Here is a 15,873-nt window from a genome sequence, read left to right as displayed (position 1 = left end):
AGGTAGTCAATCTTCAGCTCAGACCCCACCGCGCTGCCAGCACGCGGGTCGGATTACAACAGCGGCCGGGCGATTCTGGCTGATCCCGGCCGCTGTTGTTAAAAAACTGATTGTAGGAACTGTTTGCCAGTCCGGCTCAGGCGATACGCTTTTGTACCAACTCAAGCACCTTTTGCAGAACACCGTCTATGTCGATGTCCGTGCTATCCAGCACTGTGGCGTCTTCCGCCGGTGCCAGTGGGGAGGCTGCGCGGTTCATATCCCGGTCGTCCCGGGCGCGGATGTCCTCCAGCAGGTCGCGGAGGCTAACAGAAACACCCCTGCCCCGCAACTGATCAAAACGCCTGCGGGCGCGCTCTTCCGCACTGGCGGTCAGGAATATCTTGACTGGCGCGTCGGGAAACACCGTGGTGCCCATATCGCGACCGTCAGCCACCAGACCCGGGGCCGCGCGGAAGTCCCGCTGGCGCTGCAACAATGCCGAGCGCACCGCCGGAATCGCCGCCACCTGAGACGCTGCCATACTCACCCGCTCCATACGGATATCCCGGCTGACATCCTTGCCCGAAAGCATTGCACTGACCTCTCCACCCGCGATGTCGAAGCGAATATCCAGGTTCGCCGCAATCTGCGCCACACGCGCCTCGTCTGCCAGATCCACATCCGCATTAAGGGCCGCCAGTGCGGTCAGGCGGTACAGCGCGCCGGAGTCCAGCAACGCATAGCCCAGCTTGTCCGCCAGTAACTTGGCGATGGTGCCCTTGCCGGAGCCGCTGGGGCCGTCGATGGTGACCACTGGGGCCTTGATGGTAGCTTCTGTCATAACGATCGGTACTGCTCGCGTTAATCTTGTGGATCGGGTTCTAGTTAGCGGTATAGGCTGGAGGCGCGCTCAGCGCACTTCCAGATTCATACCCGCATTGGTGGCCAGTTCAGCGAAGTTCGGGAACGAGGTCGCCACGTTGGCACAGTGCTGAATGCGAATATCCGCGCCGGCACGCAGGGCCGCCACAGCGAACGACATGGCGATGCGGTGATCTCCCAGACTGTCTACCTCACCGCCGCCAAATACAGCGCCGTCACCACTACCACCCTTACCCTGAATCACAATGCCATCCGGGGTCGGCTCGGCATCAATGCCGAGAATCTTGAGGCCGTCCGCCATCGCCTGGATGCGGTCGCTCTCCTTGACCCGCAGCTCTTCAGCGCCGGTCAGGATCGTCTCACCTTCAGCACAGGCAGCGGCGACAAAAATTGCCGGAAATTCATCGATCGCCAGAGGAACCTGATCTTCCGGAATATTGATACCTTTGAGGGGAGCGTAGCGCACGCGGATATCCGCAACCGGCTCGCCACCCACTTCCCGACGGTTTTCCAGGGTAATGTCGGCACCCATCTCCCGCAGGATTGTGATGGCACCGTCGCGTGTCGGGTTGATCCCCACGTGCTGCAGCAACACATCGGAGCCCGGCGCAATGCTGGCCGCCACCATAAAGAAAGTCGCGGAAGAAATATCTGCAGGCACATCGATCTGGCACGCGGACAGCTTGCCGCCACCCACGAGACTGGCGCGGGCGCCATCGCGCTGCACCTCGTAGCCAAAGCCCGCCAGCATTCGCTCGGTATGATCCCGCGTGGGAGCAGGCTCAGTGGTGCTGGTTTCGCCATCGGCGTACAGGCCGGCCAGCAACACACAGGATTTCACCTGCGCACTCGCCATGGGCAAAGCGTAATCGATCGCCTTCAGCGCCTTGCCACCCTTGATCTTGAGCGGAGGACGGCCACCCTCGCCGGTTTCCACCTCGGCACCCATTTCACGCAGCGGATTAGCCACGCGATTCATGGGGCGCTTGGAAAGGGACTCGTCGCCGGTCAGGGTCACATCAAACTTCTGACCAGCCAGCAGCCCAGCCAGCAGGCGCATGGAAGTACCGGAATTGCCGACGTACAGCGGTCCAGGCGGCGCCTGCAGACCGTGCATACCAACACCGTGGATAGTGACCCGACCATTGACCGGCCCTTCGATCACTACGCCCATATCGCGGAAAGATTGCAGTGTGGCCAGTGCGTCCTCGCCCTCAAGAAATCCTTCTACTTCGGTGACCCCTTCCGCCAGGGAGCCCAGCATGATTGAGCGGTGCGACATAGACTTGTCGCCCGGCACTCGCAGATCACCATTCACAGCACCACCCGGCTGGGCGATAAAAGTTACTTCCTTCGCTTCCATAGTTTCTGTATACGCTTTTTTGGCCAGCATTTTTGTAAAGTGATCCCGCGCCGCCTTGGCACGGGTAAAAACCCCCATCAGGTGTTCGCTGTCGCCGCTGGCAATGGCACTGCGCAGGGACGCCAGATTGGAGGTGTAGAGATCGACGGATTTTAAAATCGCATCCCGGTTGGCGAGCATGATGTCCCGCCACATCACCGGATCGCTGGAGGCGATACGGGTAAAGTCGCGAAAGCCACCGGCGGCGTAACGGAAGATATTTTCATTCTCCGCGTCGTGCGCCAGGGTATCCACCAGGCCGAAGGCAATCACATGCGGCAGATGACTGGTGGCGGCCAACACTTCGTCGTGCTCCGACACCGGCATGTTCAACACCTCGGCGCCTACCGCTTGCCACATCGCCTGAATCCGCAGGACATGCTCTGCCCCGGTACTCTTCCCCGGGGTGAGGATGATGCGGTGGGCTATATAAAGATCATCGCGTGCGGCGGTAACACCGCTCTGCTCGGAACCGGCAATCGGATGCCCAGGCACCAGAAACTCCGGCACCGCACCCCACACCTTTTCCGCTGCGGCAATCACACTGCCCTTTACACTGGCACCGTCGGTGACGGTAACACCAGCAGGAAGGCGGTCTTTCAGCTGGGCGAAAACGGCCTCTACGGTGAGGGTGGGCACGGAGACAAAAATCACATCCCCCGCCTGCAGCTCCGGCAGCACCTCGGCAATATCGGTAACCGCTCGGTCCACAACACCGAGCGCCACAGCCTGCTCACAGGTCTGTGCGCGACGCGCCACGCCAATGACCTCACGACAACCGCTGGCAGCTCTAAGGCCCAGCGCAAGACTGCCGCCAATCAGGCCGATACCAACCACGACCAGGCGCCCCACTACAGGGCCATTCGCACTTGTGCCGCCCGAGGCTTCCTGCCTGCCCCACTCCTCCACCTGCGACATTTACAGCACTCCGCGAGGGTAGGAACCGAGCACTTTCATATCCGATGCGCAGGCACCGACATCTTTCAACGCCGCCGCCACATTGTCGCTTTCACGGTGACCGACAAAATCAATAAAGAACACGTACGTCCAGTTGCCAGTCTGCGCCGGGCGGGTTTCCACCCGGGTCAAGTCAATGCCGTGGGTCTGGAACGGCACCAGCAGGTCGTGCAGTGCACCCGGCTCATTGCGCATGGAAACCATCAAGGAGGTCTTGTCATCGCCACTGGCCGGTACGGCCTGGGAGCCGATAATCAGGAACCGCGTGGAGTTGTCCGGGCGGTCCTCGATTTTTTCATTCAGGATTTTCAGGCCATACAGTTCCGCCGCCATATCGCCGGCAATGGCCGCTGCATTCCATTCGCCCTTCACCCGCTTGGCCGCTTCCGCGTTACTCGCCACTGCAACCCGCTCCACATTGGGGTAGTAGGAATCCAGCCACTTGCGACACTGCGCCAGGCTCTGGGCGTGGGAATAAATACGGGTGATGGATTCCTTGCGGGTGATATCCGAAATCATCAGGTGCTGGTGAATCCGCAACTCCACCTCACCACAGATCTTCAGGTTTGAGGTCATGAAGTTGTCCAGGGTGTGGTTCACCACGCCCTCGGTGGAATTCTCAACCGGCACCACGCCGTAATTCACCGCGCCGGCTTCCACCTCACGGAACACCTCATCGATGGCCGCCAGCGGTTTGGATACCGCAGAGTGGCCGAAATGCTTCAGCGCCGCCTGCTGGGTAAACGTGCCCTCGGGACCGAGGTAGGCCACCTTAATGGGCTCCTCCAGGGCCAGGCACGCAGACATGATTTCGCGAAACAGGCGCGCCATTTCTTCGCCGGTCAGCGGCCCAGGATTCCGCTCCATAGCGCGACGCAATACCTGCGCCTCGCGCTCGGGGCGGTAATACAACGCATCTTCGCCGTTGCTCTTTTTCACCTCTGCCACTTCCAGCGCGCAATTGGCGCGCTCGGAAATCAGCCGTGCGATATCACTGTCGATATTGTCGATGCGATTGCGCAGTTCGAGCAAACGCTCGTCCTGCGGCGGCTTTTGTTCAGACATATCTCTCGCCTAAATTCTGATTCAAAACTCGAATTAACCGTTGCGCTGCTCGAAGTCCGCCATAAAGGCCACCAGCGCTTCCACGGCTTCCAGCGGAACTGCGTTGTACAGGGAGGCGCGCATACCGCCCACGGAGCGGTGCCCCTTGAGCGCCAGCAGGCCGGCCTCCTCGGACTCCACCAGGAACTTCTTGTCGAGGCTGTCGTCCGCAAGCACAAACGGCACATTCATCCGCGAGCGACTCTCCACCGACACCGGACTGGAGAAGAAATCACTGCGATCGAGGAATCCGTACAGCAATTGGGATTTTTTCAGGCTCAGCTCCGCCATTGCCTCGACACCGCCCTGGGCCTTCAGCCACTTGAACACCAACCCGGACAGGTACCAGGCAAAGGTGGGCGGGGTGTTGTCCATGGACTGACCATCTGCGGCAACCTTCCAGCTTAGACTGCGCGGAATATCCGGCAGCGCGCGATCCAACAGGTCATCGCGCACAATACCCACGGCGATACCCGACGGACCGATATTTTTCTGCGCTCCGGCGTAAATAAATCCGAACTTCTCTACCGCAAGCGGCTGAGACAGGATGGTGGATGACATATCTGCCACCAGCGGACTTTTCACCTCCGGAATGTACGAAAACTCGACACCACCAATGGTCTCATTGGGCGTGTAGTGGAAGTAAGCGGCGTCGCTGCTCTCCTGCCAGGCATCCGCCGCTGGTGCATAGGAAAAATTGCGATCTTCCGCCGAGGCCACGATATTCACCTCACCGTAGCGTCGCGCCTCCTTGATGGCCTTTTCCGCCCACTGCCCCGTGTGGATGTAGTCGGCGGTTTTGCTGCCGGCACCGAACAGATTCCAGGGGATTGCACTGAACTGGCCCGTGGCGCCGCCCTGCAAAAACAGCACTTTGTAGTTGTCGGGAATACTCAACAGGTCCCGCAGATCCTGTTCAGCATCTTCCGCCACCGCAGTAAATTCTGGCGAGCGGTGACTGATCTCCATTACCGAGCAACCCACACCCTGCCAGTCCAACAACTCTTCCTGCGCCTGCCGCAATACTGGCTCCGGCAGCGCCGCAGGACCCGCACAGAAATTAAACTTCCTCATCGACGTACTTCCACAGAAGAAAACAAATATATGTACACCCCGGAGCAAACCGGGGCGCCCTGAATTAAAAATTCACCAGATGGGCCAATGTCGAAACCCCCAAACCCAAAACATATCACCGGGGGTTACAGGCCTTTCGTTCGGAAACAATACTGACCGCACAAAGCCAAAAAAGGCCGCGAGATTTCGCAGCCTTTTTGGGGTCAAGCAGATTCAGTCATCACTCCTCGGCGGCGCCGTCAGCGGCCGCTTCACCCTCACCTTCGGGGTCATCTGCTTCCTGAATCCGCGCCAGACCCACCAGGTGTTCACCGCTCTTCAGGCGGATAACCCGAACACCCTGTGTGTTACGACCCAGGATCGACACTTCGTCAACACGGGTCCGCACCAGAGTACCCTGGTCGGAAATCAGCATAATTTCCTCGCCCGGGTGAACCTGACAGGCGCCAACCAGGGCACCGTTACGCTCGCTCTCAGCGATGGCAATAACACCCTGGTTGCCGCGTCCCTTGGTAGGGAAGTCGGCAGTTGCAGTGCGCTTGCCGTAGCCGTTTTCGGTAACCATCATCACCGAGCCGCCCTCTTCCGGGATCACCATGGCGATGACGTAAACCTCGTCGGCCATGCGGATACCGCGCACACCGCGGGACACACGCCCCATGGAACGCACGTTCTGCTCGGAGAAGCGCGCAGCCTTGCCGGCACTGGTCAGCAGCAGTACATCGCGGCTGCCATCGGTAATCGCAGTGGCTACCAGGCGATCCCCCTCTTCCAGCTCGATCGCGCGCAAACCAACACTGCGTGGACGGGAGAAAGCGGTAAGCGGGGTCTTCTTCACCGTGCCGTTGGCGGTGGCAAAGAAAATAAAGTGGTCTTCGTCGTACTCGGATACCGGCATCATACTGCTGATGCGCTCACCCTCTTCCAGCGGCAACATATTCACCATCGGACGACCGCGAGACGCGCGCCCGGCAGTAGGTACTTCGTAGACCTTCAGCCAGTACACCTTGCCGTGGTTGGAGAAACACAGAATGGTGTCGTGGGAATTTGCGATCAGCAGGTGTTCGACAAAGTCTTCGTCCTTCACCTGAGTGGCAGATTTACCCATGCCACCACGACGCTGCGCCTGGTAGTCGGCCAGCGGCTGGCTCTTGGCGTAACCGCCATGAGAGATGGTCACCACCTTGTCTTCCGGGGTGATCAGGTCCTCTACGGAAAGGTCCTGACGGGAAGCGACGATATCGGTGCGACGGGCATCGCCGTACTCTTTTTCCAGCACTTCCAGCTCTTCGCGGATCACCTGCATCAGGCGCTCCGGGCTACCCAGAATTTCCAGGTACTCGGCAATCTGCTCGAGACGCTCGCTGTATTCCGCCAGCAGCTTGTCGTGCTCCATACCGGTCAGGCGGTGCAGGCGCAATTCAAGGATGGCCTGAGCCTGTGCCGGAGACAGGTAGTAACTGCCGTCGCGCAGGCCAAACTCCTGCGGCAGGTCGTCGGGGCGACACGCATCGGCACCGGCACGCTCCAGGAACTGCTGCACCTCACCTACCGGCCACCCCTTAGCCAGCAATGCCTCACGGGCGTCTGCCGGGGTCGCGGAAGCTTTGATCAGCTCGATCACCGGATCGATGTTGGAAATGGCAATCGCCAAACCTTCCAGGATGTGCCCGCGCTCGCGCGCCTTGCGCAACAGGTACACAGTGCGTCGGGTAACCACTTCCTGACGATGGCGAATGAAGTATTCCAGCAGCTGCTTGAGGTTCAACAGTTTTGGCTGACCGTCTACCAGCGCCACCATGTTGATACCGAATACGCTCTCAAGCTGCGTCTGGGAATAGAGGTTGTTCAGGACAACATCACCCAATTCACCGCGCTTGAGCTCGATAACCACACGCAGGCCGTCTTTGTCAGACTCATCGCGCAGCTCGGAAATGCCTTCGATTTTCTTGTCTTTTACCAGCTCGGCAATACGCTCAATCAGGCGCGCCTTGTTCAGCTGATAGGGAATCTCGTGGATGATGATGGTTTCGCGGCCGGACTTTTCGTCCCGCACCACTTCCGCCTTGGCACGGATATAGATTCGTCCGCGACCGGTGCGGTAGGCCATCAGGATACCGGCGCGACCATTGATGATCGCACCCGTGGGGAAATCCGGGCCGGGGATATATTCCATCAGCTCATCGATAGACAGCTCACTGTTATCGATCAGCGCCAGGCAGCCGCGCACCACTTCACTCATATTGTGAGGCGGAATATTCGTGGCCATACCAACCGCAATACCGGAGGAACCGTTTACCAGCAGATTGGGCACCCGCGATGGCAGGACTTCCGGCATCTGCTCGGAGCCATCGTAGTTATCGACAAAGTTGACGGTTTCTTTATCCAGATCCGACAGTAGCTCGTGGGCGAGCTTATCCATACGGATCTCGGTATAACGCATTGCCGCCGCGCTATCGCCGTCGATGGAACCGAAGTTGCCCTGGCCGTCGACCAACATATAGCGAAGGGAGAACGGCTGGGCCATACGCACGATGGTATCGTAGACCGCACTATCGCCGTGCGGGTGATACTTACCGATCACGTCGCCCACTACACGAGCAGACTTTTTGTAGGGCTTGTTCCAGTCGTTTTTTAGTTCGTTCATGGCGAAGAGCACGCGCCGGTGTACCGGCTTGAGTCCGTCGCGCACATCCGGCAACGCACGGCCCACAATCACGCTCATCGCGTAGTCGAGGTAGGATTGCTTAAGCTCTTCTTCGATATTGATCGGAGAAATTTCTTTGGCTATTTCGCCCATATTTTCAGGCATTCCTTATCGTTAACGCCGCCAGCAAGGGCTGGCCCCCTCAATGCCCAGACGGCGTACCCGACATCGGGTAGCACAGCCAGAGGCTGAGAAACAGGCGGGGCTCACTGGTCACAGCCCCGATCAAGCGGGCGATTCTACCACAACTGGCGCCGCGTAGGACGACTTGTGCAGACTTGTTCACACCGAGCTACGCAGCTAAAGTCTGCGACTTTCCTCTGGAACAAAAAACACACAATGGCTACCGCAAATACCCCCGATCAGCCCCACAGCGCGAACAAAAAACAACCGATCGACACCCTGATACACGCCCGCTGGATTATCCCCGTGATCCCCGAACAGCGCGTGTATGAAAATTGCTCGCTAGCCATTGATGACGGCGTCATCGTCGCCATCCTGCCCAGGACGGAAGCGCAGCACCGTTTTGCCCCCTCGAAAGAGCATTTCCTGGACGAACAGGTGCTCATACCGGGGCTGATCAACACCCACAACCACGCTGCCATGAGCCTGCTGCGTGGCTTTGCCGACGACCACCCGCTGATGACCTGGCTGGAGAAACATATCTGGCCAGCGGAACAACAATGGGTTGCCCCGGAGTTTGTCGGTGACGGCACCCGCCTCGCCATTGCCGAAATGCTGAAAAGCGGCACCACCACCTTCTCCGACCAGTACTTCTTCCCGGAAGCCACCGCTGCGGCCGCCCGCGACGCCGGCATGCGCGCGCAGATCGCCTTTCCGGTGATCGACTTCCCCAACGCCTGGTCGCGCAACGGCTTCGATGCCATCGAAAAAGGGCTCGCCCTGCGCGACGACTACCGTTCCCACCCGCGCATCGGCCTCGCCTTCGCCCCCCACGCACCCTACACCGTAGGCGACGAAACCCTGGAGAAAATCGCCGTATACGCCGGTGAGCTGGGCATGGCGGTACAAATGCACCTGCACGAAACCGCCGGCGAGGTGGAACGCGCCGTGAGCGACACCGGCGAGCGCCCTACCCAGCGCCTGCACCGCCTCGGTCTGCTGTCTCCGGAAATGCTGTGTGTGCACATGACCGCACTCAACGACGACGACATCACCCTGCTGCAGAAAACCGGCGCCCACATCGCCCACTGCCCGCGCTCCAACCTCAAGCTCGCTTCCGGGTTCAGCCCGGTGGGCAAACTGCTGGAGGCCGGTATCAACGTCTCCATCGGCACCGATGGCGCAGCCAGTAACAACGGACTCGACATGCTGCTGGAAACCAATACCGCCGCCCTGCTGGCCAAGGCCGTCGCTGGCGACGCCGCCACCCTTCCCGCCCATCAGGCCCTCGCCATGGCCACCATCAACGGCGCCCGCGCCCTGGGTATCGACCATGTAACCGGCAGCCTGGAAGCCGGCAAGGCCGCAGACCTGTGCGCGGTGGATTTGAGCGCGCTGGAGCAGCAACCGCTGCACGACCCGCTGTCCCAGCTGATCTACACCGCCAACGGGCACAATGTGCGCAACGTGTGGGTGGCGGGAAAGCAGCTCCTGAAAGAGCGCGAACTGACCACCCTGAACGAGGAGGAACTCAGGCAACGAGCCGGGGTATGGCGTGATAGAATCGCGGGTCGCCTGAACTAGGCAGGTGCTGACGTAGTCAGACAATAAGAATCGAAGCTGGTGGTCCCGGTAACCGTTTCCGGGAGCGGCAGCGCCAGCAAAGGTGGGAGAAATGGATCCCACACAGACATTAAGGCCCAAATGACCAACGTAGATCCGGCAGAAATCGCCAAATTCGAACAACTGGCCAGCCGCTGGTGGGACCAGCAGGGTGAATTCAAGCCCCTGCACGAGATCAACCCCCTGCGCGCCAACTATATAGACCAGCGCGCCCCCGTCGCCGGCAAGAAACTGCTCGACGTCGGCTGCGGCGGCGGCATCCTCACTGAGGCCATGGCCCAGCGCGGCGCAGAAGTCACTGGCATCGACTTGGGCGAAGCCCCTCTCAATGTGGCCAAGCTGCATGCGCTGGAGAGTGGCGTCAGCATCGACTACCGGCGGATCCCGGTAGAAGAGCTCGCCGAAAAGGAACCCGGTAGCTACGACATCGTCACCTGCCTGGAAATGCTCGAACACGTGCCCGACCCGTCCTCCGTTATCCGCGCCTGCGCCAAACTGGTCAAGCCCGGCGGCCACCTGTTCTTCTCCACCATCAACCGCACCCCAAAAGGCTGGCTATTTGCCGTGGTTGGCGCCGAATATGTGCTGCGCCTGTTGCCCAAGGGCACCCACGAATACGGCAAGTTTATCCGTCCGTCAGAACTCGGCCGCTGGGTGCGCGAAGCCGGACTGCAAAGCCGCGACATCACCGGTATGACCTACAATCCCCTCACCAAGCAGTACAAACTCAACCCGAGGGACGTAGACGTCAATTACCTGATGCACACCACCCGACCCGCAGAATAAATCCAGAAGTACCTATTGATGAAAGCTGTACTGTTCGACCTCGACGGCACCCTATTCGACACCGCCCCGGACTTCGTGGTGGTGCTCAATGAGCTGCGCCAACAGGAGCAACTCCCACCACTGGCGGACACCACCATTCGCGAGGTGGTGTCCAACGGTGCCCGCGCCATGGTGCGGCTGGGTTTCGGTGTCGACGAGGGCCAGACCGGGTTCGACCAGCTGCGCGAGCGGCTCCTCGACCTGTATCTAGCACACCTCGCCAAGCACACCGTGCCCTTCCCGGGTATCGAAAAGCTGCTGAACCAACTGGCAGAATATGGAATTGCCTGGGGCGTGGTCACCAACAAGCCTTCCGCCTACACCATTCCGCTACTGCAGGCATTTGCGCACCTGCCCACGCCCGGCGCGATTATCTGCCCGGACGATGTCACCAACCGGAAACCGGACCCTGAGCCCATTTTGCTTGCCTGCAAACGGATCGGCTGCGAGCCGTCTGAAGCAATCTATGTGGGCGACCATGTGCGCGACATCCAGGCCGGGCGCGCCGCGGGCATGCCTACCGTTGCCTGCAGCTACGGCTACGTCGACAGCGGTGACGACCCGGAAAACTGGAACGCCGACCACCTGATTCATAATGCCAGCGAAATCTGGCCGCTGATCCAGCAACACTATCTGAACAAGCCATGATCGCTGCCGCCTCCCGGCATGTGAACATCAAAATCCGCAATAAAAGAAACGAGCTCGATCATTGATGTCTGAAACCATCACCGACTACACCGCACCCGCAGACCTGCTGAAAGACAAGGTCATCCTCGTTACCGGCGCCGGAGACGGCATTGGCCGTGTCGCCGCGAAAACCTACGCAGCCCACGGCGCCACCGTAATTCTGCTGGGGCGCACCGTGCCGAAGCTGGAAGCGGTGTACGATGAAATTGAAGCCGCGGGCGGCGCCAAGCCCGCCATCCTGCCAGTGGACCTGGCCGGCGTGAAATGGGAAGAACTGGAGTACCTGGCACAGGGTGTGGACCAGGAATTCGGCCGCCTGGACGGACTGCTGCACAATGCTGGCGTACTTGGCCAACGCACACCAATTGCCAACTACCACTACGCCACCTGGCAGCAGGTAATGCAGATCAATGTGAACGCCGCCTTCGGTCTCACCAAAGCCATGCTGCCGCTGCTGGAGGAATCCAAGGCCGGATCGGTGATCTTTACCGGCTCCGGCGTCGGTCTGAAGGGCCGCGCCTACTGGGGCGCCTACTCCGTATCCAAGTTCGCCACCGAAGGCATGATGCAGGTGCTGGCAGATGAAGTGGAAGGCGTATCGAATATCCGCGTCAACAGCATCAACCCCGGCGCCACCCGCACCAATATGCGCGCCGCAGCCTACCCGGCCGAAGACCCGCAAAGTGTAACCACCCCGGAAGACATCATGCCCACCTACCTCTACCTGATGGGTGACGACAGCATCGGTGTCAACGGCAAGCAGTTCAACGCGCAGGGCTGACCCCACGCGCCAGACTGCGGTCTGGCAACACATGGGTAAGAGACCCCGTTCGCACTTATCACAATCCCATCGGGCCCCGGGTGGTGGCGCGGAAACCCCGTGATTACACTTTCCGAGGCCCGGCTGCATCCCTACCTGCCCGCCGCGCCCCCATTTAATCATCGCGCCCAATCGGCGAGGGGGATATGAACACGTCACTCGCGAACGAACTCGGTTCCCTGGCCAGCGAATCCCGCAATCCGGATACGCAGGATATCGACCTGCTGCCTACCATGGGCATCCTCGAGAAAATCAATGATGCTGACAGCGGCGTGCCCGCTGTCGTCCGCCAATGCCTCCCCGATATCGCCCGCGCTGTGGATGCCGTGGTCACCGCCTTTAAAAACGGCGGCCGCCTGATCTATATGGGCGCGGGTACCAGCGGTCGTATCGGGCTACTGGACGCCGTGGAGTGCCCGCCGACCTACGGCGTGCCGGAAGGAATGGTCATTCCGCTGATTGCCGGTGGTGAGGCCGCTGTGCACCGGGCCCAGGAAGGGGCAGAGGACAGTCAAGAGCTTGGCGAAGAAGACCTGAAAGCCATCGAGCTGCAAAGCAAAGATGTAGTGATCGGCATCGCCGCAAGTGGGCGCACCCCATACGTTACCGGCGGTTTACGCTATGCCCGCAGTCTCGGCTGCACTGCCATCGCCCTCGCCTGCAATAAATCGGCGGTAATTGCCAAAGACGCGGATATCGCGATATTGCCTGAAGTCGGGCCCGAGGTGCTCACCGGCTCCACCCGCATGAAGGCAGGTACAGCACAGAAGCTGGTGCTGAATATGATCACAACCGCCAGCATGATCCGCATCGGCAAAAGTTTTTACAATCTGATGGTGGATGTGAAGGCAACTAACCAGAAACTGGTGGATCGCACCCGCCGCATCGTCGCCGAGGCCACCGGCGTCTCCTATGAGGAAGCGGACCAAATACTGGAACAGTGCGACCACAACGCCAAAGTGGCGATCATGATGATCCTGAGTGGACTGGAACGCGCGCCGGCAGAAACTGCGCTTGAAAATGCAGATGGATTCCTTCGCCTGGCGCTACAGAACCTGGGAGCAAACGGGGGGCCGCCCTAGCGGCACTCTCTAAAAGTTTGCTCAATCAAAACCTTAAAAACGCTCTAAATAAAAATACCCGGGGAAACCCGGGTATTTTTATTGCCTGCAAAGCAGAAGTGAGCCTAATAAGAGCGACGCCGATTACTCCGCGGCGGATTCAATATCATCGGCGACTTCGGCAACTTCATCTGCAACATCATCCGCAGCCTCTTCAACAGCTTCAGATGTTTCGTCGAGCGCATGCCCCATGGCTTCAGGCACATCGGCAAACACATCCCCCTCGACGGATGCCATCATCTCTTCGGAAGACTTAGCTGTCTCGGCAGCGGCGGTTTCCGCCTCTGCGACCGCCGCTTCCATTTCTTCGACAATGGTCTCTTCCGTTGTGACCGCTTCTGGCGCAGTGCTATCCAGATTCGCGTAATAAAAGTAACCACCGATGGCGGCAATGGCTATGGCGGGAACGACAAGTTTTTTCATTTCCAACCCCTGAAAGTGTTGATTTATGATTATTTTCAAACTGCAGCACAGCCATTTTTCCATGCCACGCGAGGTGTGAATGTGACCAGCAGCTCAAATTGGATTGTGCGACGCCCGCCGCTGGGGCAGAATCATTAGAACTCAACGATCACAACTGACATTATGCGAAAGATTACACAAACCCAGACTCTCTCCACTTCCCTGATACTGAGTGCGGCGGCCATCGCCACGCTCGCTTGCGCCCCCATTGCCAACGCCGATTCCCTGCAGGCACAGCTACAGCAATGCAGCCAGTTTAGCGACGACAAAAAGCGTCTCGCCTGTTACGACAAGCTCACCGGCAGCCTACAGGAACACGCGGAACAACAATTCGGCCAGGAGCAGAAGCAGGCAGTTGAGGAAGCACCTGAATCCATCACCGCCACCATTACCAAAGCCGAAGAAGGTGCCTACGGCAAATTCATCTTCACCCTCGATAACGGCCAGGTGTGGCGCCAGACGGATACCAAACGTTCCATATTGAGGGATGGCGATCAGGTTACCGTCGAACGCGGTGCTTTAGGCTCTTTCCGGATGCGCAAGACTACCGGCGGCCGCACTATGAAGGTAAAGCGGGTCAAATAACGAGCCTTCACCACATGACTAAACTGACATTTATGACCACGTCAGAGCGGCGTGGTTATAACGAAAACAACTACCGATTTCTTTCTTCACTTCCATTTTCTCTGTCAGCGCTGTCTTAGTCCGGTTATTTCACTCAGGAAACCTGCTGGTCGGTCTTTTTCCGGCGCAACATTCAACCGTCATCTATATTCAACTTGTCTACATGGCAATTTGTACGCCATGTCTCGATCCTGCGAAAGGACGACGCCGGTGGTTTACGGCAGGCAGGCGGTCACAAAGGCTACACCGCCCTGCCAAAAGCATAAGGTTCAGACTTTGTCCCGAGTAAACATCGACTCAAGGGATGACCAGTGGCTGAAGGAAAATAGCAACAATCTCGCCGGAGATGACCTCTCTCAGGAAGATCCGGTGCAACCCATACAAACCCGTGCGGAGCCTCGCGAAGAGGAATCCTCATCCGGCGAATCGACGACAGAAAGTGTCAGCACGCCGATGCAGAATTACCTCAAACACCTGTATCGGCTCGATCTGCTGACTCCGGAAGAGGAAAACGCAACCACCTGTCTGCTCCGTGAACTGGAGGACAAAATTATCGCGCTACTGCAAAAGCGCGGCGTCACCCTGGTAGACCTGCGCAGCGAGGGCGTAGAACAGCGCGGCAGTACCGGTGCCTACGATCACGGCCTGATCATTGCCAAAACGGCAGAGCTGCTGGAAACCGGGAAAATCTCCCAGCGGGACCGCAGCTCATTGCAAAACCTGATGAAGCGCTTCAAGGCCCAGCGCAAAAAGCTCATCCAGTGCAACCTGCGGCTAGTCATTGCTATCGCCAAGCGCTTCCGCAATCCGTCGGTTCCGTTTATCGATCTGATTCAGGAGGGTAACGTCGGGCTGATGAAGGCCATCGAGCGCTTCAAGCCGCAAATGGGATACCGTTTTTCAACTTACGCCTACTGGTGGATCCAGCAGGAAATCCAACTCACCCTGCGGCGCAATGACGACCTGGTTCGCCAGCCCGCCAATGTGCAGGATGACCTGCGCAACATTTACCGGGCCATCAACCAGGTGCGTGCCGAAGGGCTGCCAGCATCGGACGAGAACGTCGCCAAGCAGACTGGGCTGGATCTGGAACGGGTACAGAGCCTGCTAAAACTGCCGGGGCCAACCGGCTCACTGGACGACCCGATCTCCGATGACCAGAGCAGCACCAGACTGGACTACGCACCGGCCAACGAACTGTTCAATACCGATGAGCTGGTATCCAATCAGGAACTGGCGCAGCGCCTGCGCGAAGCCGTAGCCAAATTACCACCCAGGCAACGCACGGTTCTAAGCCTGCGCTACGGCCTGATTTCCGACCGCGACTGCTCCTTCCGCGTGATCGGCGAGCAGCTCGGCCTGAGCCAGGAACGCGCTCGACAGCTGCATTCAGACGCACTCAGGCAACTGAAACGACAGTGGCGCTGACCCACGCAGGATCCAAAAACGGTAAAAACCGGTAGAACCGAGTAAGTCCGGG

13 protein-coding genes are annotated in these 15,873 nt (G+C 59.1%); 7 read left to right on the top strand and 6 right to left on the bottom strand.

The features are described from left to right. Positions 1-136: 136 nt before the first annotated feature. The 5 genes from cmk to gyrA all read right to left on the bottom strand — a co-directional run bounded on the left by cmk (position 137) and on the right by gyrA (position 8,201). A complete protein-coding gene (gene cmk / locus ACONT6_RS06490) occupies positions 137-823 on the bottom strand; it encodes a (d)CMP kinase (protein ID WP_428820938.1) in 687 nt (228 codons plus the stop codon). 69 nt (positions 824-892) lie between these two features. Next, positions 893-3,184, bottom strand: coding sequence for a bifunctional prephenate dehydrogenase/3-phosphoshikimate 1-carboxyvinyltransferase (locus tag ACONT6_RS06485; RefSeq protein WP_428820937.1), 2,292 nt, complete (start codon positions 3,182-3,184; stop codon positions 893-895). Next, on the bottom strand, positions 3,185-4,288 hold the full coding sequence (gene pheA / locus ACONT6_RS06480) for a prephenate dehydratase (protein WP_428820936.1): 1,104 nt from the start codon (positions 4,286-4,288) through the stop codon (positions 3,185-3,187). Between the two features lie 33 nt (positions 4,289-4,321). Next, positions 4,322-5,401: a 3-phosphoserine/phosphohydroxythreonine transaminase gene (gene serC, locus ACONT6_RS06475; RefSeq protein ID WP_428820935.1), complete on the bottom strand. Its 1,080-nt coding sequence runs from the start codon at positions 5,399-5,401 to the stop codon at positions 4,322-4,324. Positions 5,402-5,621: 220 nt separating this feature from the next. Continuing rightward, a complete protein-coding gene (gyrA, locus tag ACONT6_RS06470) occupies positions 5,622-8,201 on the bottom strand; it encodes a DNA gyrase subunit A (protein WP_428821487.1) in 2,580 nt (859 codons plus the stop codon). A gap of 246 nt (positions 8,202-8,447) precedes the next feature. Here gyrA and ACONT6_RS06465 point away from each other — a divergent pair, with 246 nt between their 5' ends. From ACONT6_RS06465 to murQ, 5 genes are all read left to right on the top strand, one after another. After that, a complete protein-coding gene (locus tag ACONT6_RS06465; RefSeq protein ID WP_428820934.1) occupies positions 8,448-9,815 on the top strand; it encodes a TRZ/ATZ family hydrolase in 1,368 nt (455 codons plus the stop codon). A gap of 120 nt (positions 9,816-9,935) precedes the next feature. After that, positions 9,936-10,640: a bifunctional 2-polyprenyl-6-hydroxyphenol methylase/3-demethylubiquinol 3-O-methyltransferase UbiG gene (ubiG, locus tag ACONT6_RS06460; RefSeq protein WP_428820933.1), complete on the top strand. Its 705-nt coding sequence runs from the start codon at positions 9,936-9,938 to the stop codon at positions 10,638-10,640. A gap of 18 nt (positions 10,641-10,658) precedes the next feature. After that, complete coding sequence (locus ACONT6_RS06455; RefSeq protein ID WP_428820932.1) at positions 10,659-11,327, top strand: HAD family hydrolase; 669 nt, start codon at positions 10,659-10,661, stop codon at positions 11,325-11,327. 64 nt (positions 11,328-11,391) lie between these two features. Beyond that, positions 11,392-12,147, top strand: coding sequence for a YciK family oxidoreductase (locus ACONT6_RS06450; RefSeq protein ID WP_181253505.1), 756 nt, complete (start codon positions 11,392-11,394; stop codon positions 12,145-12,147). A 185-nt stretch (positions 12,148-12,332) separates the two neighbouring features. Further along, complete coding sequence (gene murQ, locus ACONT6_RS06445; RefSeq protein ID WP_428820931.1) at positions 12,333-13,268, top strand: N-acetylmuramic acid 6-phosphate etherase; 936 nt, start codon at positions 12,333-12,335, stop codon at positions 13,266-13,268. Between the two features lie 123 nt (positions 13,269-13,391). Here murQ and ACONT6_RS06440 read toward each other — a convergent pair whose 3' ends face one another. Beyond that, complete coding sequence (locus tag ACONT6_RS06440; protein WP_428820930.1) at positions 13,392-13,730, bottom strand: hypothetical protein; 339 nt, start codon at positions 13,728-13,730, stop codon at positions 13,392-13,394. Between the two features lie 162 nt (positions 13,731-13,892). Between ACONT6_RS06440 and ACONT6_RS06435 the strand changes: the two genes are divergently transcribed. Together ACONT6_RS06435 and ACONT6_RS06430 are read left to right on the top strand one after the other, a co-directional pair. After that, positions 13,893-14,354, top strand: coding sequence for a hypothetical protein (locus ACONT6_RS06435; RefSeq protein WP_428820929.1), 462 nt, complete (start codon positions 13,893-13,895; stop codon positions 14,352-14,354). Between the two features lie 315 nt (positions 14,355-14,669). Beyond that, complete coding sequence (locus tag ACONT6_RS06430) at positions 14,670-15,821, top strand: sigma-70 family RNA polymerase sigma factor (RefSeq protein ID WP_428820928.1); 1,152 nt, start codon at positions 14,670-14,672, stop codon at positions 15,819-15,821. Positions 15,822-15,873: the final 52 nt, after the last annotated feature.

Source organism: Microbulbifer sp. MCCC 1A16149, assembly GCF_050368945.1.
Lineage (GTDB): Bacteria > Pseudomonadota > Gammaproteobacteria > Pseudomonadales > Cellvibrionaceae > Microbulbifer.
The sequence above is the reverse complement of the archived record's forward strand: the minus strand, read 5'-3'. Positions and strand labels throughout refer to the sequence as shown.

What these genes read in the sequence shown, in the direction of transcription:
- cmk (WP_428820938.1), bottom strand. Translation starts at nt 823, where the DNA reads ATGACAGAAGCTACCATCAAGGCCCCAGTGGTCACCATCGACGGCCCC.
- ACONT6_RS06485 (WP_428820937.1), bottom strand. Translation starts at nt 3,184, where the DNA reads ATGTCGCAGGTGGAGGAGTGGGGCAGGCAGGAAGCCTCGGGCGGCACA.
- pheA (WP_428820936.1), bottom strand. Translation starts at nt 4,288, where the DNA reads ATGTCTGAACAAAAGCCGCCGCAGGACGAGCGTTTGCTCGAACTGCGC.
- serC (WP_428820935.1), bottom strand. Translation starts at nt 5,401, where the DNA reads ATGAGGAAGTTTAATTTCTGTGCGGGTCCTGCGGCGCTGCCGGAGCCA.
- gyrA (WP_428821487.1), bottom strand. Translation starts at nt 8,201, where the DNA reads ATGGGCGAAATAGCCAAAGAAATTTCTCCGATCAATATCGAAGAAGAG.
- ACONT6_RS06465 (WP_428820934.1), top strand. Translation starts at nt 8,448, where the DNA reads ATGGCTACCGCAAATACCCCCGATCAGCCCCACAGCGCGAACAAAAAA.
- ubiG (WP_428820933.1), top strand. Translation starts at nt 9,936, where the DNA reads ATGACCAACGTAGATCCGGCAGAAATCGCCAAATTCGAACAACTGGCC.
- ACONT6_RS06455 (WP_428820932.1), top strand. Translation starts at nt 10,659, where the DNA reads ATGAAAGCTGTACTGTTCGACCTCGACGGCACCCTATTCGACACCGCC.
- ACONT6_RS06450 (WP_181253505.1), top strand. Translation starts at nt 11,392, where the DNA reads ATGTCTGAAACCATCACCGACTACACCGCACCCGCAGACCTGCTGAAA.
- murQ (WP_428820931.1), top strand. Translation starts at nt 12,333, where the DNA reads ATGAACACGTCACTCGCGAACGAACTCGGTTCCCTGGCCAGCGAATCC.
- ACONT6_RS06440 (WP_428820930.1), bottom strand. Translation starts at nt 13,730, where the DNA reads ATGAAAAAACTTGTCGTTCCCGCCATAGCCATTGCCGCCATCGGTGGT.
- ACONT6_RS06435 (WP_428820929.1), top strand. Translation starts at nt 13,893, where the DNA reads ATGCGAAAGATTACACAAACCCAGACTCTCTCCACTTCCCTGATACTG.